Here is a 25741-nt window from a genome sequence, read left to right as displayed (position 1 = left end):
ATGGACGACAGCAACAGCCACTGGCCCAAGGACCACCCCGCAGCCGCAGCAGACCGTCAGGCAGCCTCTCCAGATGAGGCGGGCGCGCGCCTTGCCGCCATCCGGCACGAGATTGACGCCGTGGATCAGGATCTGCTCGCGCTCTTTAACCAGCGGGCGGCCCTGAGCCTCGAAGTGGGACGCATCAAGGCCGATGTGCCGGGCATTATATTCAAGCCCCTGCGGGAAAAGGAAGTGCTGGACAGTCTGGCAACGCGCAACCCCGGTCCCCTGCCGGAGGATCATCTGCGGGCCATCTGGCGCGAGATATTTTCTTCCTCCCGCTCCTTGCAGCGGCCCCAGAATGTGGCCTATCTCGGCCCGGAAGGCACGTTTTCCTACTTTGCGGGCGTGGAATATCTGGGCCATGCCGCCCAGTTCCGCCCCTGCAACGATATTACGCAGGTCTTTCAGGAAGTGGCTTCCGGCCAGTGCGAGCTCGGCGTGGTGCCGCTGGAAAATTCCCTTCAGGGAACCGTGGGCGTGAGCTTTGACTTGTTCCTCAAGTACGACGTGCATATTCAGGCCGAACTGTTTTCGCGCATTTCGCACTGTCTGCTGAGCAACGCGCCCTCGCTGGCCGCCGTGCGCACCGTGTATTCCCACCCCCAGCCCCTGGCCCAGTGCGGCGCATGGCTGCGCGCCCATCTGCCCGGCGCTGGCCTTGTGCCGGTGGAATCCACCGCTGCCGCCGCCCAGTACGCCGCTGGCAAGGAAGACGCTGCCGCCATTGGTCACGGTAAGCTGGCCGACCTCATGGGCATTGCCGTTCTGGCCCGCCGCATTGAGGACGAGCCCGGCAACTGGACGCGCTTTGTGATCATCGGCCCCGGCGATGCGCGCTCGGGCAGCCGCACGGGCGGCCCGCAGCCCGGCCATACCGGCGCGGACAAGACCTCGCTGCTGTTCACCACGGCAGACAAGGCGGGCGCGCTCTCAAGCGTACTTGACCTGCTGGCAAGCAACGGCATCAACATGCGCAAGCTGGAATCGCGCCCCCTGCGTGGGCAGCGCTGGAAATATGTATTTTTTGCCGATGTGGAAAGCGATCTCGAAGATCCCCGCTACGCCCCCCTGCTGGAAAAACTGCACGAAGTCTGTACCAGCTTCCGCATACTGGGCAGCTACCCCACAGGGCCGCAACTGGACCGTCTTGACCTCCACTCGGAAACACCGGAGCAGCCAGCCTCATGAGCCAGAGCACCATTATCATCACCGAGGGCGAAAAGCAGGCCACGGCTAGCGTTACCGCACCCGCTTCCAAATCTGTTTCGCACCGCTATCTTATTGGCGCGGCGCTGGCGCAGGGAGTTTCCACAGTGCGGCACACCCTTGAAAGCCGCGACCTCGAACGCACCCGCGCCATCCTGTGCGGGGCCGGGGCGAACATGGAAACCCTGCCCGAAAGCACTCAGGCCTCCGGCGTGTGGCGCGTGACGGGCATGGGCGGCAAGCCCCGCGGCGGCGCAACGGGTGATCCTCTTTCCTGTGATGTGGAAGAATCCGGCACCACATGTCGGCTGCTCACCGCCGTGCTGGCCGCTGGCGAGGGTGAATTTCGCGTGCACGGCGCGCCGCGCATGCACGAACGCCCCATTGAAGAACTGACCGACGCCCTCAAAAAACTGGGCCTTGCCGTCACATTTGAGGGCAAGGCCGACTGTCCGCCTCTGGTGCTGCACGCCAAGGGCCTCAACCCTGCCCTGTGCGGGGGAGAGGTGACGCTGGGCATGGATATTTCGAGCCAGTATTTTTCGGGTCTGTTGCTGGCGGCCCCAATGGGGCCTGCGCCCTTGTCCGTAACGCTTGGCGGGCAAAAAGCCGTGTCCTGGCCCTATGTGGGGCTGACCCTGCAATGCCTGACAGACTACGGCATCCACTTTGACGTGGAAACCCGCAACGCGGCCGATGCTCCCTGGGGAATGCTGTCCCCTGGCGCATGGCGCGAACTCAGGGCCGCGCATCCCGGCTGCCTGCGCGTGACAGTCCATCCCGGCGCGTACCGCGCGGGCAACTACACCGTTGAAGGCGACTGGTCTGGCGCGTCCTATCTGCTGGCCGCTGGCGCACTGGGCCTTAAGCCCGTGAGGGTTGAAGGTTTGCGCACGGATTCCCTGCAGGGCGACCGCGCCATGCTGGGCATTTTGGAGCGCATGGGCGCGCGCATGACCATGACGGAAAATTCCGTCACCGTGTACCCCTCCGCCCTTCATGGCGTGGAGCTGGACATGGGCGACTGCCCCGACCTCGTGCCCACTGTAGCTGTGCTGGCCGCCTTTGCGCAGGGTTCCACACGCATCAGCAATGTGGCCCATCTGCGTTATAAAGAATCGGATCGCATCAACGCCCCGGCGCAGGAGCTTGCCAAGGCTGGCGTGGTCATTGACCAGCTTTCCGACGGCATGCTCATTCACGGTCTGGCCGGACGCGGCAACGGCAAGCCGGACTGTCCGCGCTTGCCCGAGGGCGTTTCCCTCTCGGCCCACAACGACCACCGCATTGCCATGTCTCTGGCCCTGCTGGGGCTGCGCCAGCCTGAAACAAATGTGCGCGACCTGCTGGACGACCCGCTGGTGGTGCGCAAATCCTTTCCGCAATTCTGGAATATCTGGGAGCAACTGGCATGAACGGCAATCAAGGCAGCAACGGCGTCCCTGCCGCCCATAACGGCGGGGAATCCGCTGCGGAGGATGGATTTGACGGCTTTACCGGCTTCTGCCCGCGCAATCCCGTAAAAACCGTCATTGTTGGCTCCACTGGCCGCATGGGTGCCATGCTGCTGGCTCGCGCCGAGTCAGCAGGGCTGAACGTGGCGGGCGTGGACGTGCCCCTGACGCCCGAAGTTCTGGCTCCCGCCTGCGCGGGGGCCGAGCTGGCCATCATTTGCGTTCCTGCCGCTGTTTTCAGCGAGGTTATCGCTGCGGTCTGCCCGCATCTGCTCCCTGGGGCGGTGCTGGCGGACATAACCTCCGTCAAGGAAATCCCGCTGCAACAGATGGAAAAGGTCTGGGCCGGGCCAGTAGTGGGCACGCACCCCCTCTTTGGCCCCAAGCCGGATCCGCAGGCAGACCAGCCCGTGGCCATTGTGCCGGGGGGCCATGCGGGGCAAGATCATGTGGAACTGGCCTCGGGCTTTTTTACAGCCCTTGGCTGCCGTGTTTTCTGCACCACTGCCGAAAAACACGACAAGGCCATGGCCAGCATCCAGAACATGAACTTCATCACCAGCCTGGCGTACTTTGCCCTGCTGGCGGAGCATGAGGACCTGCTGCCCTTTCTTACGCCTTCATTCCGCCGCCGCCAGAACGCTGCCCGCAAAATGCTGACAGAAGACGCGCGCATGTTCGCTGGCCTGTTTGAGGCCAATCCCTACAGCTACGAAGCTGTGCGCCAATACCGGCAGATGCTCAACCTCGCCGCCGCTGGCGATATTGACCTGCTCTGCCAGCGCGCCCGCTGGTGGTGGCAGGAAGAAGCGGATCAGCAAACTCCCTGATTTCAAACAGCCCGCAACAGATGACGCACATGCGGAGGAAACTCCATGCGCCCAATGACCGTTGCGCCCTGATCTGATATGCCCGCCAGTTCTCTGACGGGCATATTTTTTGCTATTGCCTGGGCAAAGCGCTTAACAGCGCCAACCAACCCAGGGCGGTAAGAGCATGTTCGGTTCGCAGCAAGATCCAAGCAGAACAGAAAGAGCCACTCCAAAACGCGTCAGTAAGCAGCGTGAGGAGGGCAATGTTCCCAAAGCGCCAGAACTGGGCAAGGCAGTGAGCCTGCTGGGGGGCTTGTGTGTTCTTTATGCCTGGATCGGCCCCATGGCCGACAACATCAAGCGCCTGTTCCGCCACTTTCTCAGCCACTCGTGGGAGTTCGATCCCAACCCTGAAAACGTCTACAGCCTCAGCATTGACGTCACGCTTGAAATTGCCCGCATGATCATGCCCATTCTGCTGACCTTGGGCTTTCTGGCATTTCTGGCGCAGCGCTTACAGGTGGGAAAACTCTGGACAACCAAGGCCATGCGCCCCACCTTGAAGCGCTTCAACATAGTCCAGGGGCTCAAGCAGATGCTGGCATCGCCGCAAACAGCCCTGCGCACCATCAAGAGCCTGCTGTTTTCTCTTGTTCTTGGCATCATCCCTGGCTGGATCATCTTCAAGGAACATCAGAATTTTCTGCCCATGTACTACGCCAGCACCGAAGGCGTGGCGACCTACATGCTGCAAATGGCTTTCAAGCTGACCTGCTACGCGCTGCTGCCCATCATTGCCATTGCCATTTTTGACGTATGGCAGTCGCACTATGCCTATAACGAGGGCATGAAGATGACCAAGTCAGAAGTGAAGGACGAGCAGAAACAGGCTGAAGGCGACCCCGTGATCAAGGGGCAGCAGCGCAGAAAAATGATGGAAATGATGAGCAAGCGTATGTTGGCCGACGTGCCCAAGGCGGATGTGGTGGTCACAAACCCCACGCACATAGCCGTGGCCCTGAGCTATAATACCTCGGAAGCTCCCGCGCCCATCGTGCTTGCCAAGGGTGCAGACAATCTGGCCGAAAAAATCAAGGAAATAGCCCGCGAAAACCGGATTCCCATTCGCGAAAACGTGCCTCTGGCACGGGCTTTGTATAAGTCCACAGAGGTGGGCGACATGATTCCCGAAGAGCTTTACAAAGCAGTGGCTGCTGTGCTGGCCAGCATCTGGAAGCTCAAGCCCAAGGCGGCAAGGCCCTAGAAAGGCAAGGAATTTTTCCATCTTGTCCATACGTACCAGGGTAAACCCGCTTTCGGGAACCAACGCAGAGAGGTGTCATAAAAATGGCTGCCGTAGTAATCCCCCAGCTTGATTACGCTCGATTTTCAAAAAACGGCGAAATATTTCTTGCAGCCGGTGTGGTCATCATCCTGTTTGTCATGCTGGTGCCTCTGCCCACGTTTTTTCTCGATTTCATGCTCTGCATCAGTATTTCCATTTCCCTGCTGGTGCTTATAACCACAATGTTCATGACCTCGCCGCTGGAATTTACCATCTTTCCTTCGTTGCTGCTGGTCACAACCCTTCTGAGGCTGGCGCTCAACGTGGCGTCCACCCGCCTTATTCTGCTCAACGGCAATATGGGCGCAAACGCTGCGGGCGAAGTAATCCGCGCATTCGGCCAGTTTGTTGTGGGCGGCAGTTACGTTGTGGGCGCCGTTATCTTTATGATCCTGTTCATTCTGAACAAGACCGTTATCACCGCTGGTACCTCGCGTATCGCAGAAGTGGCGGCCCGCTTCACCCTGGACGCCATGCCCGGCAAGCAGATGGCCATTGAAGCTGACCTCAATGCTGGTTTGCTGGATGAAGAACAGGCCAATGCCCGCCGCGCAGGACTGCGCAAGGAAGCAGATTTTTACGGCGCCATGGACGGTGCCTGCAAATTTGTTTCGGGCGACGTGAACGCAGGCATGTTCATCACCCTGGTGAACCTTGTGGGCGGTATCATCATTGGTATGGTCCAGAAGGATATGGACTGGAACACAGCCCTCACCACCTATTCTCTGCTGACCATCGGTGACGGCCTGGTTTCCACCATACCTTCCATCATTGTTTCCACCGGCACTGGCTTGCTGGTTTCGCGCGCCGCCTCCGAAGCCAAGATGGGCGAAGAATTTCTGGCCCAGCTTACCTTCAACAGCCGTGCGCTCAAGATGGTCTCGGGCGTGTTACTGCTGTTTGCGCTGGTTCCCGGCCTGCCGACCATCCCCTTCCTCTGCATATCCATCCTTATCTTTGTGGTGAGCCGCCTCACGGAAAACAAGGATCAGGAGGCCGCCGACAAGGCCAAGGCAGACAAGAAAAAGAAAAGCGGTTCCGGCACCGCCGACACGCCGGAAGAGGTACAGGCGCTGTTGCCCCTTGATACACTTGAACTTGAAGTGGGCTACGGCCTCATCCCCCTGGTGGACGAAGAACAGAGCGGCAACCTGCTGGCCCGCATCCGCTCCATACGCCGACAGTTTGCTCTGGACATGGGCGTGGTCATTCCCTCGTTGCACCTGCGCGATAACCTTCAGCTCAAGCCCGGCCAGTACGCCCTGCTTATCAAGGGCAATCAGGTGGCTTCGGCAGAAATTCTGGTCGATCACTTTCTGGCCATGGATCCCGGCAACGTGACCACCAAGATCAGCGGCATTGAAACGCGCGAGCCTGCCTTTAACCTGCCTGCCCTGTGGATTCCCGACAGTCAGCGCGAGGAGGCCATGCTTGCGGGCTACACTGTGGTTGACCCGGCAACGGTTATCGCTACGCATCTGACGGAAGTGTTCAAGCGTCAGCTGGCCGACTTTCTTGACCGCCAGGGCGTGCAAGGGCTGCTGGACACGGTCGCCAAGCATTCGCCCAAGGCAGTGGAAGACCTGGTGCCCAACGTGCTGCCCCTTGGCGTGGTGCAGAAAGTGCTGCAACTGCTGGTGCGCGAAAGCGTCAGCATACGCGACATGCTCACCATTGTGGAAACTCTGGGCGATTTTGGCTCAAACGTCAAAAATCCCGACACGCTGGCAGAATATGTGCGCGAAAAACTCTCCCGCGCCATTGTACGACCCTATCTGGACAGCCAGGGAACGCTTTCAGTGCTGACCCTTGCGCCCAATGCCGAGCGTCTGGTGCAGGAAGGCATTCGCCATGCCGACAACGGCGTGACCTTCCTCTCCATGAATCCGGCTGTGGCCCAGCGGCTGGTGAACAACATCAGCACTGCTGCCGACAATGCGGTGAATACCGATGCCCAGCCCGTGCTGCTGGTGACGCCGATTATCCGTCCGCATCTGGCCCAGATTGTCACGCGCTTTCTGCCCACGGTGCCGGTCATCTCGCAGGCGGAGATTCCGCCCGACATCCGGCTGCAATCGGTGGGCGTGGTAAGCGCCGAATAATCCGGCCTGCCCCAACGTTACGCGGCGCTCCGACCTTTGTGTCAGAGCGCCGCTTTATTTTTATATTCCTCTCCAGCTATCAGGATTCGTTGCCTTTTACTTTTCCACCAGCTAGTATTGTCTATGGCAAAAGCTGTGTTCCCGTGGTTGTAATCGCATGGGCCAATACTGCCCAAAAAGTTGGCCCCGAATTTGCAAATACAGGTTTGTCGTCAAACAAACGGCACTGATGCGCCGTTGGGCGATATTGAACCGTAAGGCAAAGGAATGGGCCATGCAGGTAAAGACGTTCACAGGGGCCACATCACAGGAAATTTTGGCCAGAATCAAGGCCGAGATGGGGCCTGACGCCGTTATCCTGGGCAACCGCACCTATCGCAAGAACGGTGCCGTCTGCCATGAAATAACTGCCGGGATCGAGCGCCCCAAGACCGAAGGAACGCAAGCCGCAGGCGCGCCTGCTGGCTGGGGTGAATGGCACAAGGAATGGATGCATCTCAAGGATCAGATATTTGCCTTGATGAAGCCAGCCATTCAGCTTGAACGCCTCACGCCCCGCCAGCGAGTTGCTCTGGAATATTTGCAGCGCGAAGGTGTTTCTGACTCTGTGGCGGTTGACCTCTACCAGCGTTTGCTGGCAGAACCCGGAGCCTCTGTACTTGAATGCCTCTGCGGCATGGTGCCGGTTAAGGCCTGGGGTGCGGAACAGTGGCGGCAGCGTATCCACCTGATGGCCGGGCCTTTCGGTTTTGGTAAAACCACAACTGCCCTGCGCTTTGCACTGCACCTGCGCAAGCACGAGCCAGAAGCGCGCATTGCCTTTATCAACGCCGACTGCCTGCGCGGCAACGGCAGGCTGATTTTGCGCCACTGGGCGGAACTTTCCAATTTTACGTATATGGAAGCGCCCGACAAGGCCGCCATGGAACTTGCCCTGGCCGCCACCCGCGAGGCCCGCGCCGTATTCATTGATGTTCCCGGCCTTGACCGCAACGGCAATCTTGCCCACTGGCGGGCCGACATGGGTCTGGACACTGTGGAAACCGCTACACACCTTACGCTTTCGCCATTTTTTGACGCTCTGCAAACACAGGCGTTTTTACAAAGATACAAATTTGAAGGGCCTGGCTCCCTTGTATGGACCAAGCTGGACGAAGCCGTAAGCTTCGGCAATATTGTGAATGTGGCCTGCGCTGCCGGATTGCCGGTTTCAGCACTGTCGTTCGGCGCGGAACTCAAGGAAAGCCTTGCCCCGGCCACCGAGCCGCTGGTCTGGCGTCTTATTTTCAAAAGGCAACTTCCCGGCCAGGCCGCCTAGCGCGGCATGAGCCATAACATGTGGAGCAGACAGATGAGCGGCACTTTCCCTCTGGTTTTTTCCGTCACCTCAGGCAAGGGCGGCGTAGGCAAGACCAATATCTCGGTTAATCTTGCCATTTGCCTTGCGCAACTGGGCAAGCAGGTGGTGCTTATTGACGCCGACCTCGGCCTGGCCAATGTAGACGTGGTGCTTGGTCTGACCCCGCAGAAGAATATTTTTCATCTGTTCCACGAAGGGGCCACCATTTCGGACATCCTCTTTCCCACGCCTTACGGTTTTTCCATCTTGCCTGCTTCTTCCGGCATGAGCGAAATGCTCACCCTTTCCACGGGGCAGAAGCTTGAACTGCTTGAAGCCGTAGACGAAATGGAAGACGGGCTTGACTACCTCATCGTGGACACAGGTGCAGGCATCAGCGACAATGTGCTCTATTTCAACATGGCCGCGCAAGAACGCCTGGTAGTGCTTACACCGGAACCGACCTCGCTCACTGACGCCTATGCTCTTATCAAGGTGCTGAAAAACAATCACGGCGTTGAACGCTTCAAGGTGTGCGTCAACATGGCCCCGGACCTCAAGACGGCCAAGGACATGTTTGTGCGTCTGCATCAGGCCTGCGACCATTTTCTCAGTGGCGTCTCCCTGGAACTCGTGGGCGTTATCCCGCGCGATACAGGCGTACGCAAGGCCGTGGTGCAGCAGTTGCCCTATTGCATAAGCGAACCGCAAAGCCCGGCGGCAAAGGCCACCATGTCGCTGGCCAAGAACATCAGCGCATGGGAAGCCCCCGAAAACCTCGACGGCAACATCAAGTTTTTCTGGAAAAAACTGCTGTTCCGCTAGAATTGCGGGTGGGATTCCTGACCTGACAGGCCTTTTGCGACAGAAACAACGCTCCATAACCTCAACGTGTCAAAAACGCAGCGCAACCAGCCTTGGCGGGCAGGTGGAGCGAGGCATAACAGGCATCCAGATGCCACGGGGTAGAAGAGGCAAATCCGAAGGAAACCAACATGAAGACCGGCACAGCGCAAGCGCAAGCTCCCTGCCCCTGGGAAGCGCTAGAAACCGGGGCAACCCCTTGGGAGAGCTTTTCACCGGCAGAGCAGGAATCCGTGGTGCGTCACTATGCGCCCAAGATACGCTTTCTCGCTTTGCGGCTCAAAGCCAAGTTGCCACGCAGCATAGAACTTGGGGAGCTGATCAGCTCCGGCACCCTGGGCCTCATGGAAGCCTTGGGCAAGTTCAGGCCGCAGCTCGGCATCCGCTTTGAAACGTATGCCGAAAGCCGCATCAAGGGAGCCATGCTCGATGAATTGCGCCGGCTTGACTGGTTTCCCCGGTCCTTGCGTCAGCGGGTGCGGGTGCTTGATGAAGCCATGCGCAAGGTTGAGCACGAGCAAGGCCGACAGGCCACCGAGGACGAGCTGCAAAAGATCACCGGCCTCGACATGCGCGATGTGCGGCAGGGTCTTGAAGCCCTGCAAAACCAGCTCTGGATTTCACTTGACGCCATTCAGGACACGCTCTCGGGCGAAGGCCCCGAAGGCGGAGAACCCTTCCGCAGCACTGCCCTGCAAGAGCTTGTGGAGCGCGTGGCGCCGCTGATCGACCGCTTGACGCCAAGAGAAAAGTTGGTACTCTCGCTGTATTATACTGATGAGCTGAATATGCGTGAAACTGCCGAAGTCATGGGCATCACCGAAGGCAGGGTTTCACAATTGCATTCACAGGCACTGAGCCGCCTTCGCAAGGAATTCCATAATCTCTACGGCGAAGGCACTGAAATATAAGCTTACAACAGACAGTGACGCACGGCTGCAACGTCTGTTGCAAACCGATATTGACGGCGCTTCAAGGAGTTTTTCTCATGCCTTACAATCCGAATATGCGAGTTCTTGTGGTTGACGATTTTTCCACCATGCGCCGTATTGTGCGCAACATTCTGCGCCAGCTTGGTTTTCAGAACGTGGTGGAAGCCGATGACGGCACCTCGGCATGGGATGTTCTGAACCGCGAAAAGATCGACTTTATCGTTTCGGACTGGAACATGCCCCAGATGACAGGCATTGATCTGCTCCGCAAGGTTCGCTCAAGCGAACAGTTTGCCAACATCCCCTTTCTGATGGTCACTGCTGAAGCCCAGCAGGAAAACATAATTGAAGCTGTGCAGGCCAAGGTTTCCAACTACATCGTCAAGCCTTTTACTGCGGACACGATGAAGCAGAAAATCGACAAGATTTTTCCCTAGGGCATTCCACATTGAAATACTTGCCAGTGGCGATGTGCATTCGCCCGGCACGTATGCGTGGCGCGGATATCCACCAATATCCACGCAGGGCAGCCAGCTTTTTCGCAGGCAACCTGCCCTTGGCCACAGCGCCAAAGTTTCCCTGGCTTTGACGGCCCGCTTCTGGCCGGGGTCAGCGCTGCATGCGCTCACCTGGTTCGGGGCGGGTTTTTTGTTCTTAGTGGTTGCGGTCGTGTAATGCTGGTCACGGCATGGAACAGATGAACAGGCCGTGTTTGTCAGGAGAGGCGCGTGGCTGAAAAGCAGGATTTGAAAGACGCCCCCGTCAAGGATGAACTTCAGGTTGCGGTCAGCCAGGATACAAGCCTGCGCAAGGTCGAACTTGATCTTGACGATGCCCCGTTCCTTGTGGAACAGGCGCCTCCTCCCCCGGCCAAAACCGAGGAAGCCCCACTTCAGGTAGCCGAAGATGGGGCCGAACCACTCAAGAAGAAAAAAAAGCTTCTGATCATTGCTGCCGCTGCTGGCCTGCTCGTGCTGCTTGTGGCAGGCGCTGCAATCTGGTGGTTTGTACTGCGCACTCCCCCGCCGCTGCCTCCGGAGCCAATCAAGCCAGAGGTCATCGTGGTGCCTTCTGCAAAAACGCCCACTGCCCAGCCTGACAGCGTCAAGGAACTGGCGCCATTTGTTATCCCCCGGCAAACACCCACTGGCGCGCGCTTTTTGATCTGCAAATTTTCAACAGTCAGTCAAAGCCCCAGGGTCGGCATGGAGATTGACCACAAGCTCATTCCTCTGCGTGATGCCCTGTATTATTACCTGAGCAGCAAGTCGGACGAATTTTTGCTGAATCCGGCCAATACGGCTACCATAAAAAAAGACCTCAGCGGGGTGCTGAACGATTACCTGACGCAGGGGCGCATTGATGACATTTTGTTTGAGAGTTATCTGAACGAATAGCCACAGCAGCAGCTGTCGGGCAGTGAAGCCCGCAAACGCCAGCGCCCGTTGCGCGGCGCAAGCATAACCCGCTGCTGCACACGCGACCCTCTGAATGGTCGTACAGGCCCCCGGAACCGGCAACAGGAGGCCTCCATGAGCGTTGACGCCACCATGGCCGTGCTGTATGCCCAGACCAGCCTGGGCACATCCATAAGCAATGCCGCTGCTGTCGCCCCGCAGGCATCGGCTGCAATGTCGCGCGTTATTGCTGCCGCCATGGCAAAGCAGGAGCAGCAACAGGTAGCACGCACAGAACCTGGGAGCCAGACGGCGCTGACCCCGGATGCCGATCACCAGGGCGCACCCCATTTTGGCAGCCGCAGAAGGCGGCGGCCCCCCCCTGAACCGGAAGCCCCATCGGGTGAAACTTCATCCCCGCTTGTGGGCAACCTTTTGAACATAAAAGTATGAACGACACCCTGCTTTACGCACTTATCATGCTCTTTTCCCTCTTCGAGCTTGCCATACTTGGCGGTGTGCTTGTTTTCTACCTGCGCTTGCGCCGGTCGGAAGCCCTGCTCAACGCCTTGCAGGGCAATCAGGACAGCCTGCTGGCGCGCATAGAAATGAACGCTCGGCTGGAAAAGGAAATTGTGGCTACGTTTGCCCAACGACAGGCAGAATTGCGGAATCTGGATGAAAAGCTCGAAGCGCGGACGCATGAACTGCGCCGTCTGCTGGAACAGGCCGAGGGCATCAGCCGCTCGCCCCAGTTTTTGCGGGAACTGATTTTGAATGGCCACCGCAAAGGCTTGAACAATAGGCAGATCGCCAAAAACGCTGGCCTCAGCGTGGATGAAGTGGATCTTATCCTTGCGCAGAACGTTCAGTAACGCTCATACAGCGTTGCAGTTGCTGTGCGGCTATTCCTGATGCAAGCCTACCTTCCCAGACAAACAATCGCTTACTCAGGGCGACCAGGCTAGAAGTCAAGCTTGAACTGCATGCCCAGCCCCAGTGCTGATTCCGGCTGCTTGTTGGCATTGGTCCGCTCGCGCTGCTCATCCTTGAGGATCAGCTCAGGCCCGACCCTGATGCTCAGGTCATCGCCCGCGTCTACGTCCGCATAGGCCCGTACAACATGGCGGCTCTGCATAGGGATGTTTTCGTCAGCCTCTATTTCATGCTGCCCCTTCTTCCGCCACGCGGAGTCTTCCTGCCCCACGCTCACTGCCATGCCGCTTTTGTGTTCTTCTTTTGCCAGTGGCCCCTTGAGGGCGGAATTGATGCTGGCCGTGGTATTTACTGATTTTTCCTTGGGCGCGTCATCCCCCACGGCCCGCTTTTGCAAATCGTTGGAGCTTGTGCCTTCCCGCCATGCATCTCGGCTCTGCGCCTCGCCGCCAAACGCCCACGCTGGCGCGTGAATACCTTTGGAGTTCTTTTCCTTCTGCTTGCTTTCGCGCCGGTTTGCCTTGGCAGAGACCCCCTTTTTTTCACCAGAACGCTTGGCTCTGGAGCCTTTTGGGGCAATCTGGGGGGCACTTATGTCGGTCTGCTCTGGCGAAGCCGGATTTTCCTTGGCGCATGCCAAATCAGGCGCAGAGCAGCACAAGCCCAGCGCAACGCAAAGAGAAAGGAAAATCAGGGGCAACTTCTTATCCATGTTTTTCCCTTTACGACAGGCCTGCCCCTTCTGTAAAGCCCCGCGAGCGGGCAGGACTGACTTCAATTCCCAGATACGGGCCGAATATGCACGCAAACGCACAGTGGGGGAAACGCCGTCAGACGCCTCCCCCACTGTTTATCGGTCAGCGGCAGCATGCCGCTTGGGTTCGTGTGTTATTCGGATTTAGCCGCAGGCGCGCTTGCCCGCCCGCCAGCCTGCTCCTGCAACAGCTTTTCTGTGTTCACCACGGGGAAGCTGGGGCTTGTGCCGGGGTCCTGCCAGCCGCCGCCAAGGGCCATGCACACGCTGACCACGCTATCAAGCCTGTCGCGCAGCGCTGTCGCCAACCGCAGTTCGGCAGCAAAAAGCTGACGCTCTGCGTCCAGCACCGTCAGGTAGTCCGTATAGCCGTTGTCGTATTGCAGGCCAGCAATCTGGGCGGCACGCCGCAGGCTTTCAACCTGCACCTGCATGCTGCGCACGATGTGGTCAGCCTCGCGCTGCGAGGTAAGCGCCGTACGGATGTCCTCAAAGGCAGTCTGCACGGTTTTGCGGTACACGGCGATGGCTGCCTTTTTCTGGGCTTCGGCATCCTTGAGGTTATACCAGTTGCTGCCAAAATCCAGCAATGGCACGGTGCCGCTTGCGCCATAGCTCCATGTACCAGCGGGACCGGTAAAGAGGTTGCCCATGGAAGCGCTCAGGGAACCCAGCATGCCCGTAAGGGAAATGGAGGGGAAGAACTGCGCGCGGGCAACGCCGATATTGGCATTGTAGGCCATGATGCTGAATTCTGCTGCGCGCACGTCAGGCCGACGCTCCAGAAGATCAGAAGGCAGACCAGCGGGCAGCACAGGCGGCGCGGGCAACATGTGGATGCCCTGTCCGCGCTTCATGGCCCGATCCATTATGTCGCGGGGCGAACGGCCAAGCAGTACGGCCAGGCCAGCCTCAGCCTTGTCCACATCCACGGTGCTGGTGTGCACCTGGGCGCGGGCGGTTTCCACCTCTGCACGGGCGCGCTGCCAGTCAAGCTCGGTTATATCTCCCTGCTTGTAGCGGGCGGTATAAATCTGGAATGATTGCTCACGCGATTTCAGGGTGCGCCGGGCCGTATCAAGCTGCATGTCCTGCGCCAGCAGGGCAAAGTACCCCTGGGCCGTCTGCCCAGCCACCGAGAGGCGGAGAGCTTCGTGCCCAATGACCGTGTTCATCAGGATATCGCTGAGCATGGTGTACTGGTTGCGGATCTTGCCCCAGAAATCCAGCTCCCAGGAGGCGCTCAGCGCACCCTGGTAGGCGGTGGTAGAACGGGACATCTTGCTCTGGTCAAAAGGCACCGTATTGGCGGCTTTTTCTGATGCGCCCTGAGCGGCGGCGGAACCGGTGCCGTTGATGACGGGCATCAACGCGGCTGTGCCTACACCCACCTTCGCGGCGGCAGATTCGATCTTGGCCATGGATTCGGCCAGATCCTGGTTGTTCTTCAGCGCTTCTTCAACCAGTTCTGACAGCACAGGATCGTTAAACCTGTTCCACCAGTCGGTATGCAGGGGCGCTGAACCCATATCCACTGCCCGCCACTGCTTGGGCATTTCCTGCTCCGGCCTGTCATAGCGCGGAGCAAGAGAGCATGCCGAAAGCAGCATGGCCAGCATCAGCACCAATGCAGGTGTCTTGAGCATTATGCCCGGGGCCTTGCCGGAAGCGCTCATATGTCGTCCTCCTGGTCTTCCGCAAGGTGGTCCCTGCCCGCATTGGGATCAGTTTTGCCCTGCAGTTTCAGTGAGAGTTGCATGATGGCCTTAAAGAAGAACGGCACAAACAGCGTGGCGATGCACGTTGCCGCCAGCATGCCGCCGATGACCGCCGTGCCGATGGCGTGGCGGCTGTTTGCGCCCGCGCCCGTGCTGATGGCCAACGGCACGCAGCCGAGGATAAAGGCAAGCGAGGTCATCACGATGGGCCGGAAACGCAGCTTGGATGCGTGGATGGCCGCCGCATCAAGGCTTCGCCCGGCGCGCCAGGCCTCAACAGCGAATTCCACGATAAGGATGGCGTTTTTAGCCGCCAGACCAACCAGGGTCACTAGTGCCACCTGGAAGTAGATGTCGTTGGAAAGCCCGCGACCCCAGGTCGCCACCAAAGCACCGAACACACCAAAAGGCACTGCCGTGAGCACTGAAAGCGGCAACGACCACGATTCATATTGTGCTGCAAGAATCAGGAAGACCATGACCAGCGCCAGCACAAAAATGACAGTGGTGTCGGCGCTTGCCAGCTTTTCCTGAAGGGCGGTACCAACCCAGCCCAGCTGATAATCGGAGGACAAGACCACAGAAGCGGCTTTTTCCATTTCGCTGAGGGCCTGGCCCGAAGAATACCCAGGCGAGGGCGCACCCATGATGTGGGCCGCCGGGAACACGTTGTAGCGTTCCACAACCTGCGGAGCTGTGCGGCGTTCAAGGGTCATTACCGCAGTCAGGGGCACCATCTCGCCATTTTTATTGGGCACGTATATGTCGTTGAGGCTTTCAGGCAGCACACGAGTATCCGCCTCAGCCTGCAAGCGTACCTGGAAGGTGCGGCCCATGAGGTTGAAGTCGTTGACGTATGAACTGCCGAAGGTGGCGCTCATGGCCGAATACACATCGGCGATGCTGATGCCCATATCCTTGCAGCGTTCGCGGTCAAGGTTGGCGTAGAGCTGGGGCGAACCAGTAGTGAAGAGGTTGCGCACCATGCCCACTGCCGGGTATTTGGGCTTGCCGTCGGCATTTTTGGAGGTCACTTCAAGCACCAGCTTGTTGGCAGCTTCTTCCATGTCCTTGAGGCTGCCGCTGCCGCGCATCTGCACATAGCCTTCAAAACCACCGGTATTACTCATGCCGCTGATGGGCGGCGGCGTAAAGCCCAAGATAAAGGCCTCGGGCTGCATCACGGTTACAGCGCCCACGGTGTTCACGATGACGCTGGCTGCATCCTTGGGATCCTTGCGTTCTCCCCAGGGCTTGAGCAGGGCAAAGAAGGTGCCGTAGTTACTCTTGGCAGCCATGGAGGTGATGTCCAGACCGGAGAGCGTACCCACGCTCAAAACCGCAGGGTTTTTAAGCATGAAGTCGGTAAGCACCTTGTTGACCGCGCGGGTGCGGGGCTGGGCCGCGCCATCGTCCAGAATGGCCAGACCAAGCAGGTAGCCCTGGTCTTCATCCGGCACAAGGCCGCCGGGCACTACGCGGAACAGCCCCACGATGCACAGAACCATGACTACGCAGAGCGCCAGCGCACGCCAGGCGGAGGCTTTGACAAAACGCACGGCGTTTACATAGCGGCGGGTAATGCGACCAAACACATAGTTGAACCACACAAAGCCCTTGGCAGGCGTGTGGTCATGGGCATGCGGCTTGAGCAGCAGGGCGCAGAGCGCCGGAGTGAGCGTCAGCGCCACAATGCCCGAAAGCACCACCGATACCGAGATCGTAATGGCAAACTGCTTGTACATCTGCCCCGCAAGGCCGCCCATGAACGAAACAGGGATAAACACGGCGCACAGCACAAGCACAATGGCGATAACCGGGGCCGTGACTTCGTTCATGGCCTTTGCTGTCGCCTCCCTGGGCGGCAGATGCTCCGAGCTCATGATACGTTCAACGTTTTCAAGCACAACGATGGCGTCGTCCACCACGATACCGATGGCAAGCACCAGAGCGAACAGCGTAAGCGTGTTGATGGTGTAGCCAAAGGCGTACAGACCCGCGAACGTGCCGATAATGGATACAGGTACGGCAATGCAGGGAATGAGCGTGGCGCGCCAGTTTTGCAGAAAGACGTAAACAACGATGAACACCAGGATCATGGCTTCGACCAGGGTGCTCACCACTTCCTTGATGGATTCGATAACGAAGTCGTTGTTGTCCACCAGCAGGGTGTAAGCCAGACCATCGGGCATGCGCGAGGCAATGTCCTCCAGCTTGGCCTTTACCATATCGCCGGTGGCGATGGCGTTGGCGCCCGGCAACAGATACACGGCGCCCATGCGGGCACCCATGCCGTTGTAGCTGGAAAGAACGCTGTAGTCCTTGCCGCCCAGTTCTATACGCGCCACATCCTTGAGCCGCAGCATGGCGCTGTCATCGCCGGAGCGGATGATGATTTCACCAAATTCTTCAGGCGTTACAAGGCGGCCCTGGGTATCGATCTGCCAGGTAAGCTGGGTGGAGTCGGCCGTGGGCATGTCGCCCAAACGGCCAGGGGCATACTGCGAGTTCTGCTCCTGAATGGCCGAGGTTACCTGCTTTGTGGTAATGCCGTACTTGGCAAGCTTGTCCGGCTGCAGCCAGATACGCATGGAGTAGTCCATGCTGCCAAAAAGCGAGCAGTCGCCCACGCCGTTGATGCGTTTGAGTTCGTCAACAACGTTGACCTGGGCCCAGTTGTGGATGAACACGTCGCTATAGCGCCCGTCGGGCGAATAGAAACAGAACACCTGCAACATGGCGGGTGAACGCTTGACGACCGTGACGCCCTGCCTGCGCACATCTTCCGGCAAGGTGGCCTGGGCCAGGTTAACCTTGTTGTTAACGTTGACCAGGGCCATGTTGGCATCACTGCCCAGCTTGAAGTACACGTTGATGTTGCCCGAGCCGGAACCCGAAGCGGCAATGGAAGTCATGTAGAGCATGTTTTCCACACCGTTGATATTCACTTCGAGGGGAGCCAGAACCGTGGAGGCAATGGTTTCCGCAGAAGCGCCGGGGTATGACACGCTCACGTTGACCGTGGGCGGCACAAGGTCGGGGTATTGTGCGATGGGCAGGGCCTTCATGGCCAGCGCGCCCACCAGGGTTATGACAATGGAGATAACGGCCGACAGAACCGGCCTGCGCAAAAAGAAATTCGGCTTTGTAGAAACAGCCATATGCTACCTACTTCTTCGGCGCGGCATCCTGGGGCTGCTGCCCACCGGCTTGCTGCACGCGCACTTGAGTCCCGGGACGGGCTTTGATGATACCTTCACTGATGATGCGCTCCCCACCCTTGAGGCCGGAACCCACCAGATATTGATCTCCCACAGCCACAGTCACAGTGATGGGAATGGCGTAGACTTTGTCGTCCTTGTCCAGCCCCATGACCACGGTACCCTTCTGGGTCACGATAACGCACTTTTGCGGAATAAGAATGGCGTTCTTGAGGATGTCGCCTTCCACAAACAGGCGCACATACTGCCCGGGCATAATCTGCCCGTCGGCATTGGGAAACACCGCGCGGGCCTTGATAACGCCCGTGGTGGGCTGCACCTGGCTATCGATAAAGGTCACTTCGCCTTCCGTGCCGTACATGGTGCCGTCCAGCAGGCGCAACCTGGCCTTGTAGCGGTTGTCCTTCGGGAACACCAGGATGCCCGAGGCTGCAAGCTGCTGGCGCAGCATGCGGTCAGGGGCGGCAATGGAAAAGTCAATGTACATGGGGTCTGTCTGGTTCACATAGGTAAGCAGCGAGTTGTTGCTCACCAGGTTACCGGGGGTGTAGTTTTCCTTGCTGCTGTAGCCGGAAACAGGAGCCACCACCTGGCAGTAATCCAGATTGATCTTGGCCTGACGCAGGGATGCCTTGGCGCTGTCATACGCGGCCAAGGCAGAATCGCGGTCTTTCTGCGAAACGGCGTTCTTTTCGTACAGAGGGCGAATGCGCTTCCATTCACGTTCCGCGTTCACGTACTGGGCCTGCGCCTGCTGTACCTGGGCTTCGTACTGGTCGCGTTCAAGCTGGAACATCTGCTGTCCGGCCTTTACGAAATCGCCTTCGTTATACAGACGCTTTTCAATAATACCCTGAACGCGGGCGCGCACTTCAACAGCGCGTGAACCTGAGGCCTGCGCCTGGAACTGGCTGGGCCAGGAGGCATCGGCAACGGTTACTTCAACAGCCGACACCGGCAAGCGCATGTCGGGCTGTCCTTTTTTGTCGCTCTCGCAGGCGACAAGGGCAAGGCAAAGCCCCAATACAACTGAAATTTTTGCAATAGATCTGATACTCATGAATAACTCCATATGGCGTGGCGCACGGCGCTCAAAACACGCACGGCGTAACGGCGGTGGCTTAATTTTCCACCGAGACGGGTCATCGCTAAACGTCGTTCCTGGGGGGGATCAGCATGAAAGATTTGGCGCGAACAAGCGCCTCATGACGCGTTGGGGGCGTCATACGGCCCCAGCCTGATAAACTCATCGACAATTGCAGTAAACCACCCCTTTAAAAAGCACAGTTCACGCCAAAAAGCAATGTATCGGGCGGGTGGGCAGCCAAATGTTGATGGTGATTATTCTTTGTAATTTCAAGTAGTTACGATATCGGGGTATTTTTTTATAACATACTGAAATTACTAGCTATTTTTTTAGAAAAATTCTCCATCAGAATCAGGGGTTTCACTCTTCTCAAAGTACTCCCTGATGTGTCTGGCATTGGCGCTTGCGCTGTCCAGAAAGACCACCCACCATACGGTATCCTTGAACAGCTCCATGCGCTTGAACTTGTGACGCTCGTCAGTCATGCGCAGCACTGTTATCTCAAGCTGCTTCTCTGCGCCATTTTCGCCCATAAAGACAATCCGCAGGCCAGCACGCAGCATGACGCGCAGGTCTGCCGGGGAATACTGGGTAAGTATTCTGCCTGCCACGTCGGTGGCCTTGAGGAAACTGGTGGCCTGGGCGGATGAAATACCCACCTTGCGCACATCGCCGTTGATCAACAGTTCCACACGCTTGATGTTGGCCAGATTGATACGGCTGCGGTTGATGACCTTGCCGTCGCGCAGCACACGGTAATAACACGCCCCGATTTCCTCAGAAACGCCCATAACAACGGTGGCGCTTACATCAGGATAAAAAACGCCAATGCTGGCCGTCATGCCGGAGGCCCTGGCAATATCGCCCTTCTCCTCTGCGATGCAGCGCAGATGGCGCGCAGTACGCATCCTGGCATTTATATAAATGCCTACAAGCAGGAGGAACAGCAGGGCGACAATTGTAAGGGTCATGCAAAGCGCCTTGGAGGGTAAGGGATGAAGTATCTGCGCACTCGGCAATCCGGCAGCAGGCAACTGCGCGGTGGAGCGGCGCACATTCGCCTTTCAGGGCCAGTTAGCACCTGAAAGACGCCAACAGAAGGCAAAAGCCTGCCTGCCCGCATTTCGCGGCAAGAATTTTCAAAAAAATTCTTGCCAAGCAGCTAACTCATTTCATTGTCAGCTGCTCTAGTCGTCAAACCGCAGGCGCATCAGGGTTCCGGCACGGGCGGCCAGCAGTTCGGCCACGATGGAAACTGCAATCTGCTGCGGGGTTTCCGCCTCTATAGAAAGGCCAATGGGGCAGCATACGGCAGCCAGTTCCGCATCCGGCACACCCTGCTTGCGCAAAGCGGCATAGACCTGTTCGCGCTTGGTTCTGCTGCCGATCATCCCCACATACTGGGCATGACTTGTCAGGGCCTGAGCCAAGGCCTCACGGTCAAAACTGTGCCCGCGCGTGATAATGGCCACAAAATGTCTGCGCCCGATGTCGCAGGTCTGCACAAGATTTTCGTAGCCCGGCAAAACCCGGCAATGGCGGGCCATGGGGAAGCGCCCCGCATTGGAAAACTCTTCGCGGTCATCGACCACATCCACCACAAAGCCGCAAGAATGGGCCAGCCGCGCAACTTCCAGCGACACGTGCCCGCCGCCGCACAGCAGGAGCACAGGTGGCGCATCCAGAGGTTCCACGTAAAAGATGCGTCCGTCCACGTCTACCAGGCCAGGGCGGCCCTTGCGCGTCTCAAGCTGGGAGTTTACCGCGTCCAGCCCCAGGGTCACGCCTTCGGGCTGAACGGCATGCTCCGGCAAGGCGTCCACAAACAGCCGCCGCTGCGGGGTTTCCGCCTCGCCATGCAGCGAAACGCCGTCCTGGCGCAGTTCAACCAGCCATGCGCCCCGACCGCCCAGCCGCAGCACCTCTGCCGCAAGGGCGAACATTTCAGCCTGACGTGGTGCGAGCACCTCGCACAGTACTTCCATACCGCCGCCGCAGATCATGTCGCTGTTGGGCGTAAAGCCGCTCATGTCGCACGAAACACGCGCAGAAAGGCCGCTTGCAAGGCTGTTGCGGGCCGCTTCCATGGCGCGGGCTTCAAGCAGGCCGCCGCCCACTGTTCCTTCAAATCCGTTGCGCGTCTGAAGGGCGCGGGTTCCGGCTTCGCGCGGGGCAGAGCCTGTGCGGCTCACCACAGTCACAAGCACCAGAGGTTCGCCCCCCGTCAGCAGGGCCGCGGCGCGGGCTTCAAGCGTGTCTTCCCACGGGGTTGTCACCAGAGATTCCGGCGTGCCCTTGGGGCCTTCGCCGTTTGAAGGCAACAGAGAGGCCTCGTTTTTCTTACCCATCTCCATCCTCCTTCACATAGCCGCACCCTTTGACAGGGCAGATGACCTTTGCGCCATCGCGGCTTTTCTTTTCAATCAGATAGGGCGAATTGCACCGTGGGCAGGGGCCGGGCACGGGTTTGTCCCACAGGGCAAAATCACACTGCGGGTACTGGTCGCATGAATAGAATATCTTGCCGCGCTTGGTGCTTTTTTCAACCAGCGAGCCCTTGCCGCAACGCGGGCAAGGCACCCCGGTGGAAAGCGGAGCCGCGTACTTGCAATCGGGATAGCCCGTGCAGGCAATGAAGCTGCTGCCCGTGCGGGACTTCTTGATCACCAGGTCTTTGCCGCACTGCGGGCAGTCCCCCACCTTTTCATACTGGGGTTTTTCCTGGGCCACGGCTTCCACGGTGCCGTCTTCCGTGCGTTCAAAATTGCTGGTGTAGCGGCATTCCGGATAGCCCGAACAGGCCAGAAAAGCCCCGGCCTTGCCAAACTTGATGAGCAGATCCTTGCCGCACTCCGGGCAGGGCAGGTTCGCGGGCATGCCCCCCTTGAGGCTCTTCATATTTTTGGACGCAGCCGCCAGCGTGGGATTGAAATCTTCCGAAAAACGCCGCAGCAGTTCGACCCACTGTTCCTGACCTTCGGCCACCTTGTCCAGGTTTTCTTCCATCTGAGCGGTGAAACCCACGTCCATGAGCTTGCCGAAATGCTCCACAAGCTGGGTGCATACCACGCGCCCAAGGTCGGTGGGCACAAAATGGCGTTCCTTCAGGCTCACGTATTCCCTGTCCTGAAGGGTGGAAATAATGGCCGCATAGGTTGAAGGACGCCCGATGCCCAGTTCTTCCAGCTCGCGCACAAGGCTTGCTTCGCTGAAGCGGGCCGGGGGCTGGGTGAACTTCTGTTCCTTGTCGAGCTTTTCGAGCGTGAGCGTCTGCCCAGCGGTCAGGGGCGGCAGCTCAGCGTCCGCCTCATCCTTGCCGCGCGGCATGGCCGCCAGAAAACCGGGGAACAACAGGCGCTCGCCCTTGGCTTTCCACTGCGTATGCGCGCAGGCAATACTGGCCGTGGTGTCGTGAAAGCGCGCCCCGGCCATCTGCGAGGCCACAAAGCGCGACCAGATGAGCCGATAAAGATTGTACTGCTCCGGCGGCAGGTGAGTTTTCACCTCATCTGGCGTGATGGCCACGTCAACAGGGCGGATGGCTTCATGCGCGTCCTGCGCGCCGCCCTTGGCCTTGTAGACCCTGGCCCGCTTGGGCAGATATTCCTTGCCAAAACTGCCTTCAATAAAGGCCTTGGCCGCATCGCGGGCTTCATCGGCAATGCGTGTGGAGTCGGTACGCATGTAAGTGATGAGGGCCGTAAGCCCCCTGTCGCCCAGTTCAACGCCTTCGTACAGACGCTGGGCAATATTCATGGTGCGCTTGGCCGTGTACGAGAGGCGCTGGTTGGCAGCCTGCTGCAAGGTTGAGGTAATGAAAGGCGGCTGCGGAGCGCGTTCGCGCTCTTTTTCTTCCACGCTTTCCACCACAAAGGGCTTGCCCGCCATGGCGTCTTCAATATCCTTGGCCTGGGCCGCATTGCTGACCACAGCCTTTTTGCCGCCCACCTTGGCAAGCTCGGCCTTGAAGGGCGGCGGAACGTCCGCAGCCAGCAGAGCCTTGAACAGCCAGTATTCTTCGGGCTTGAAGACCTCGCGGGCCTCCTCGCGCTCAACGATGAGGCGCAGGGCCACTGACTGCACACGCCCGGCAGAAATACCGCGCTTGATGGACTTCCACAGCAGGGGCGAAATTTTGTAGCCCACCAGACGGTCCAGCACACGGCGGGCCTGCTGGGCGTCAAAAAGATGCCCGTTGAGCTCGCGCGGATGCGCCAGGGCTTCTTTCACCGCCTTGGCCGTGATCTCGTTGAACTGGATACGTTTGATGTCCTTGGCTTTGTCGCGGATAAGCTCCGCTACATGCCAGGCAATGGCCTCTCCCTCACGGTCGGGGTCGGGCGCAAGATATACGGTATCGGCTTTGGAAGCGGCAGCGCGGAGTTCGCTGACCACATTCTTTTTATTGTCTATAACCTCGTAGTGCGGCGCAAAGTCGTTGGCTTCGTCCACACCAAGCGAGCTGGACGGCAGGTCGCGCACATGGCCAACACTGGCCTGCACCATGTACTGCGGCCCCAGAAACTTCTTGATGGTCTTCACCTTGGCGGGTGATTCCACAATGATAAGCTGTTTGCCCATGCTGCCCCTCGGTTATCTCGTGCTTGCCGGCAAAAGACGCGCGGCCCTGTTAACGCTCACGCCATCGCGTGGCTGCCGCCCGCACCCTGCACCGTCACTTATATGGTTGCCAGCGCGGCGTTTTCGCGCAATTTTTCTTACGTGCAATCGCAACGCAACACGCCCTCGCAACGATTATTTTTCGTTGCCAAAATCCATTGCAGCGCCATAACGCCCCGTTGGCGGCCATGCGCGACACAACCAATAGCGTCAAGTACGAAGCATTTGTCAAGTCCCGACCTGTCTCAGTGCCATGCGCCAACACCGCTTACCCTGGGGCCAACCGTGCCAAACTGGACAGCAAGGCCAATCTGCGCTATTTATGATAGTGTCGTTCAAAATTGCAAGGAAGCATATGCCAATCTGTTTTCTGCCACGTAACTTTGCCGCTGTTCTGTGCCTGCTGACCCTGCTTGCTTTTGGCGCGGGTTGCGCCACGCATCAGGAGCAGCCGGGCACCCCACCTGCCGCAGATTCCGAAGCGCAGCCAAGCAGAGATGCAGACGTTTCTGATGCGCCGCTGCAAAGTGTGCAGGTGCGCAAAGGGCAGACCGTGCACGTGACAGTGAGCGGCGGCGACGCCTCGTTTAACGCCGACTTTGAATCCATGCTCACGAGTTATTTACAGAGCGAAAAAGATCTGACCCCCGCCGATTCGGCGCAAAAGGCAGACCTGCTCATACGCGTGAAGGTGGAGGACATCTACCCTCTGGGTTCGCGCAACGCGCCTGTGAGCGCAGGACATGCCCTGGGTTCAACCGCCACCGGAGCCATGCTGGGCGTGCTGCTTGGCGGCACAACCGGCGGCAGAAGCGGGGCAGCCTGGGGGGCAGGTGCCGGAGCGGCCCTTGGCCTGGGCGTGGCCCTGCTGGACAGTTCCGGCAAAAGCAAAATATGGGGAATGAAAGCTCTTGTAGGCGTGGGCCGCAACGGACGGGAACCGTCAGATGCGGACATGCACCGCACCACGGTGCGCGCTGAAGGAGCCAACATGGGCAAGGAGGAAATCCTGCCCGCCCTAGAGGACACATTAAGCCGAAAAATTCTCGAGTCGCTGCGCTCCTGATTTCGCGCCAACGCTATCCGCATTCCGGCCCTCGCCCGGCGAGGCTGGTCGCAAATACTATCTCCCCCCCCCGAATACAACTCAGATCCGCGCCTTTTTGGCGGCGGCATCTCAAAGGAGCCGTATGTCCTTTATCCGTTATATTCTGATGCTGTGCCTGGCATTTGCCTCCCTGTGCGGGTGCGTGCGCCAACCGGCGGACGCCGCACGTGTGGAAGTGCTGCGCCAGGGCCAGATTGAGGAGCCGGAAGCCGATGTGAACATCCATCCGGCGGTTTATGTCAACGTGCGCGACAATACCAACAAGATTTTCGGCCTGCGCACCCAGGTGGAAACATGGCTGCAACGCAAGGGCTACACGGTAGTGCCAAACCCCAGCGAGGCTGGCTACATTCTTCAGATTGTAGTGCTCGCTGCCGGAACAACCGCACCGGAAACCGCCCGTCAGGTGGTGACTGCCGGGTATGACGCCCCCTCGCAACTGAGCGGCAAGGGCGGCACCGCCATGGTGGCGGATGTATTGCTGGTGCAGCGCCATGTCCCCAGCACTCAGGGTTCCCGCCGCACAAACCTCAAAAACATTGGCAAACGCAATGCCGTTGGCAGCAGCCAGATGCGCATTGCCCTGCTCGTCCATCAGGAATTCAAGACGGGCGCGGGCATGCCCCCGGTCTTTGCCGAAACCCTTGCCAAGGAACTGGCGACTTCCGTTCACCGCGCCAACACCGAAGAAGCACCAACCCAACCCGCCAAGCAGTAGCTGCTTCCGCGCGGAAGGCCCGGCCTGACTCCCACCCCATTGTCTTTCCCAAGGGCAACCGACAGAGTCGGTTGCCCTTGTTA

The 25741-nt window shown here is 58.8% G+C and carries 21 protein-coding genes; 14 read left to right on the top strand and 7 right to left on the bottom strand.

Annotated elements, in window-relative coordinates; translation table 11 throughout:
* The 12 genes from pheA to RDK48_RS07560 all read left to right on the top strand — a co-directional run bounded on the left by pheA (nucleotide 1) and on the right by RDK48_RS07560 (nucleotide 12371).
* Entirely contained in the window at nucleotides 1-1233 is a 1233-nt protein-coding gene (gene pheA, locus RDK48_RS07615; RefSeq protein WP_298995162.1) for a prephenate dehydratase, read from the top strand.
* Nucleotides 1230-2666, top strand: a complete 1437-nt coding sequence (locus RDK48_RS07610) for a 3-phosphoshikimate 1-carboxyvinyltransferase (RefSeq protein ID WP_298995165.1) — start codon at nucleotides 1230-1232, stop codon at nucleotides 2664-2666. Before pheA ends, RDK48_RS07610 begins: the two co-directional genes overlap by 4 nt.
* Nucleotides 2667-2803: 137 nt before the next feature.
* Nucleotides 2804-3535, top strand: coding sequence for a prephenate dehydrogenase (locus RDK48_RS07605; RefSeq protein ID WP_298995291.1), 732 nt, complete (start codon nucleotides 2804-2806; stop codon nucleotides 3533-3535).
* Nucleotides 3536-3701: 166 nt separating this feature from the next.
* Nucleotides 3702-4781, top strand: a complete 1080-nt coding sequence (gene flhB, locus RDK48_RS07600; RefSeq protein WP_298995168.1) for a flagellar type III secretion system protein FlhB — start codon at nucleotides 3702-3704, stop codon at nucleotides 4779-4781.
* Between the two features lie 83 nt (nucleotides 4782-4864).
* Nucleotides 4865-6964 carry a flagellar biosynthesis protein FlhA gene (gene flhA / locus RDK48_RS07595; RefSeq protein ID WP_298995171.1) on the top strand — a complete coding sequence of 700 codons (2100 nt, stop codon included), beginning with the start codon at nucleotides 4865-4867 and terminating at the stop codon, nucleotides 6962-6964.
* A gap of 274 nt (nucleotides 6965-7238) precedes the next feature.
* On the top strand, nucleotides 7239-8282 hold the full coding sequence (locus RDK48_RS07590; protein ID WP_298995175.1) for a flagellar biosynthesis protein FlhF: 1044 nt from the start codon (nucleotides 7239-7241) through the stop codon (nucleotides 8280-8282).
* 33 nt (nucleotides 8283-8315) lie between these two features.
* A complete protein-coding gene (locus RDK48_RS07585; RefSeq protein WP_022657631.1) occupies nucleotides 8316-9128 on the top strand; it encodes a MinD/ParA family protein in 813 nt (270 codons plus the stop codon).
* 170 nt (nucleotides 9129-9298) lie between these two features.
* Entirely contained in the window at nucleotides 9299-10078 is a 780-nt protein-coding gene (locus tag RDK48_RS07580) for a FliA/WhiG family RNA polymerase sigma factor (protein ID WP_240823604.1), read from the top strand.
* A 77-nt stretch (nucleotides 10079-10155) separates the two neighbouring features.
* On the top strand, nucleotides 10156-10536 hold the full coding sequence (locus tag RDK48_RS07575; protein WP_298995188.1) for a chemotaxis response regulator CheY: 381 nt from the start codon (nucleotides 10156-10158) through the stop codon (nucleotides 10534-10536).
* A gap of 291 nt (nucleotides 10537-10827) precedes the next feature.
* Nucleotides 10828-11496, top strand: coding sequence for a flagellar basal body-associated protein FliL (gene fliL / locus RDK48_RS07570; RefSeq protein WP_298995191.1), 669 nt, complete (start codon nucleotides 10828-10830; stop codon nucleotides 11494-11496).
* 135 nt (nucleotides 11497-11631) lie between these two features.
* Nucleotides 11632-11949 carry a hypothetical protein gene (locus RDK48_RS07565; protein ID WP_298995194.1) on the top strand — a complete coding sequence of 106 codons (318 nt, stop codon included), beginning with the start codon at nucleotides 11632-11634 and terminating at the stop codon, nucleotides 11947-11949.
* Complete coding sequence (locus tag RDK48_RS07560) at nucleotides 11946-12371, top strand: hypothetical protein (RefSeq protein ID WP_298995197.1); 426 nt, start codon at nucleotides 11946-11948, stop codon at nucleotides 12369-12371. Before RDK48_RS07565 ends, RDK48_RS07560 begins: the two co-directional genes overlap by 4 nt.
* Before the next feature lie 89 nt (nucleotides 12372-12460).
* Here the strand turns inward: RDK48_RS07560 and RDK48_RS07555 are convergent, their stop codons facing one another.
* The 7 genes from RDK48_RS07555 to topA all read right to left on the bottom strand — a co-directional run bounded on the left by RDK48_RS07555 (nucleotide 12461) and on the right by topA (nucleotide 23793).
* On the bottom strand, nucleotides 12461-13144 hold the full coding sequence (locus RDK48_RS07555; RefSeq protein WP_298995200.1) for a hypothetical protein: 684 nt from the start codon (nucleotides 13142-13144) through the stop codon (nucleotides 12461-12463).
* A 176-nt stretch (nucleotides 13145-13320) separates the two neighbouring features.
* Nucleotides 13321-14862, bottom strand: coding sequence for an efflux transporter outer membrane subunit (locus RDK48_RS07550; RefSeq protein ID WP_298995203.1), 1542 nt, complete (start codon nucleotides 14860-14862; stop codon nucleotides 13321-13323).
* Nucleotides 14859-18065, bottom strand: a complete 3207-nt coding sequence (locus RDK48_RS07545; protein ID WP_298995206.1) for an efflux RND transporter permease subunit — start codon at nucleotides 18063-18065, stop codon at nucleotides 14859-14861. The genes RDK48_RS07550 and RDK48_RS07545 overlap by 4 nt, the downstream gene beginning before the upstream one ends.
* A 7-nt stretch (nucleotides 18066-18072) precedes the next feature.
* Entirely contained in the window at nucleotides 18073-19185 is a 1113-nt protein-coding gene (locus RDK48_RS07540; protein WP_298995209.1) for an efflux RND transporter periplasmic adaptor subunit, read from the bottom strand.
* Nucleotides 19186-19541: 356 nt separating this feature from the next.
* Nucleotides 19542-20183: a thioredoxin gene (locus tag RDK48_RS07535; protein ID WP_298995212.1), complete on the bottom strand. Its 642-nt coding sequence runs from the start codon at nucleotides 20181-20183 to the stop codon at nucleotides 19542-19544.
* 216 nt (nucleotides 20184-20399) lie between these two features.
* Nucleotides 20400-21560 (bottom strand): XdhC family protein, encoded by a 1161-nt coding sequence (locus tag RDK48_RS07530; protein WP_298995215.1) that lies wholly within the window; start codon nucleotides 21558-21560, stop codon nucleotides 20400-20402.
* A complete protein-coding gene (gene topA / locus RDK48_RS07525; RefSeq protein ID WP_298995218.1) occupies nucleotides 21553-23793 on the bottom strand; it encodes a type I DNA topoisomerase in 2241 nt (746 codons plus the stop codon). The genes RDK48_RS07530 and topA overlap by 8 nt, the downstream gene beginning before the upstream one ends.
* A 394-nt stretch (nucleotides 23794-24187) precedes the next feature.
* On the opposite strand from topA, the gene RDK48_RS07520 reads away from it, so the two are divergent.
* Nucleotides 24188-24898 (top strand): hypothetical protein, encoded by a 711-nt coding sequence (locus tag RDK48_RS07520; RefSeq protein WP_298995220.1) that lies wholly within the window; start codon nucleotides 24188-24190, stop codon nucleotides 24896-24898.
* Nucleotides 24899-25022: 124 nt separating this feature from the next.
* The gene (gene traT / locus RDK48_RS07515) at nucleotides 25023-25658 is read left to right on the top strand and encodes a complement resistance protein TraT (RefSeq protein ID WP_298995223.1); all 636 of its coding nucleotides are present in this window, start codon (nucleotides 25023-25025) and stop codon (nucleotides 25656-25658) included.
* Nucleotides 25659-25741 lie beyond the last annotated feature (83 nt).

Origin of the sequence: uncultured Desulfovibrio sp. (assembly GCF_902477725.1) — a bacterium.
In the GTDB taxonomy this organism is placed as follows: Bacteria; Desulfobacterota; Desulfovibrionia; order Desulfovibrionales; family Desulfovibrionaceae; genus Desulfovibrio.
This window is presented reverse-complemented; position numbering and strand designations above follow the sequence as displayed.

Excerpts from the sequence above, each read along its gene's own strand:
- flhB (WP_298995168.1), top strand. The coding sequence starts at position 3,702 with ATGTTCGGTTCGCAGCAAGATCCAAGCAGAACAGAAAGAGCCACTCCA.
- RDK48_RS07585 (WP_022657631.1), top strand. The coding sequence starts at position 8,316 with ATGAGCGGCACTTTCCCTCTGGTTTTTTCCGTCACCTCAGGCAAGGGC.
- RDK48_RS07550 (WP_298995203.1), bottom strand. The coding sequence starts at position 14,862 with ATGAGCGCTTCCGGCAAGGCCCCGGGCATAATGCTCAAGACACCTGCA.
- RDK48_RS07565 (WP_298995194.1), top strand. The coding sequence starts at position 11,632 with ATGAGCGTTGACGCCACCATGGCCGTGCTGTATGCCCAGACCAGCCTG.
- RDK48_RS07535 (WP_298995212.1), bottom strand. The coding sequence starts at position 20,183 with ATGACCCTTACAATTGTCGCCCTGCTGTTCCTCCTGCTTGTAGGCATT.
- RDK48_RS07555 (WP_298995200.1), bottom strand. The coding sequence starts at position 13,144 with ATGGATAAGAAGTTGCCCCTGATTTTCCTTTCTCTTTGCGTTGCGCTG.
- traT (WP_298995223.1), top strand. The coding sequence starts at position 25,023 with ATGTCCTTTATCCGTTATATTCTGATGCTGTGCCTGGCATTTGCCTCC.
- RDK48_RS07580 (WP_240823604.1), top strand. The coding sequence starts at position 9,299 with ATGAAGACCGGCACAGCGCAAGCGCAAGCTCCCTGCCCCTGGGAAGCG.
- RDK48_RS07610 (WP_298995165.1), top strand. The coding sequence starts at position 1,230 with ATGAGCCAGAGCACCATTATCATCACCGAGGGCGAAAAGCAGGCCACG.
- RDK48_RS07540 (WP_298995209.1), bottom strand. The coding sequence starts at position 19,185 with ATGAGTATCAGATCTATTGCAAAAATTTCAGTTGTATTGGGGCTTTGC.
- RDK48_RS07605 (WP_298995291.1), top strand. The coding sequence starts at position 2,804 with ATGGGTGCCATGCTGCTGGCTCGCGCCGAGTCAGCAGGGCTGAACGTG.
- RDK48_RS07575 (WP_298995188.1), top strand. The coding sequence starts at position 10,156 with ATGCCTTACAATCCGAATATGCGAGTTCTTGTGGTTGACGATTTTTCC.
- RDK48_RS07560 (WP_298995197.1), top strand. The coding sequence starts at position 11,946 with ATGAACGACACCCTGCTTTACGCACTTATCATGCTCTTTTCCCTCTTC.
- pheA (WP_298995162.1), top strand. The coding sequence starts at position 1 with ATGGACGACAGCAACAGCCACTGGCCCAAGGACCACCCCGCAGCCGCA.
- flhA (WP_298995171.1), top strand. The coding sequence starts at position 4,865 with ATGGCTGCCGTAGTAATCCCCCAGCTTGATTACGCTCGATTTTCAAAA.
- RDK48_RS07530 (WP_298995215.1), bottom strand. The coding sequence starts at position 21,560 with ATGGGTAAGAAAAACGAGGCCTCTCTGTTGCCTTCAAACGGCGAAGGC.
- RDK48_RS07590 (WP_298995175.1), top strand. The coding sequence starts at position 7,239 with ATGCAGGTAAAGACGTTCACAGGGGCCACATCACAGGAAATTTTGGCC.
- RDK48_RS07520 (WP_298995220.1), top strand. The coding sequence starts at position 24,188 with ATGCCAATCTGTTTTCTGCCACGTAACTTTGCCGCTGTTCTGTGCCTG.
- topA (WP_298995218.1), bottom strand. The coding sequence starts at position 23,793 with ATGGGCAAACAGCTTATCATTGTGGAATCACCCGCCAAGGTGAAGACC.
- RDK48_RS07545 (WP_298995206.1), bottom strand. The coding sequence starts at position 18,065 with ATGGCTGTTTCTACAAAGCCGAATTTCTTTTTGCGCAGGCCGGTTCTG.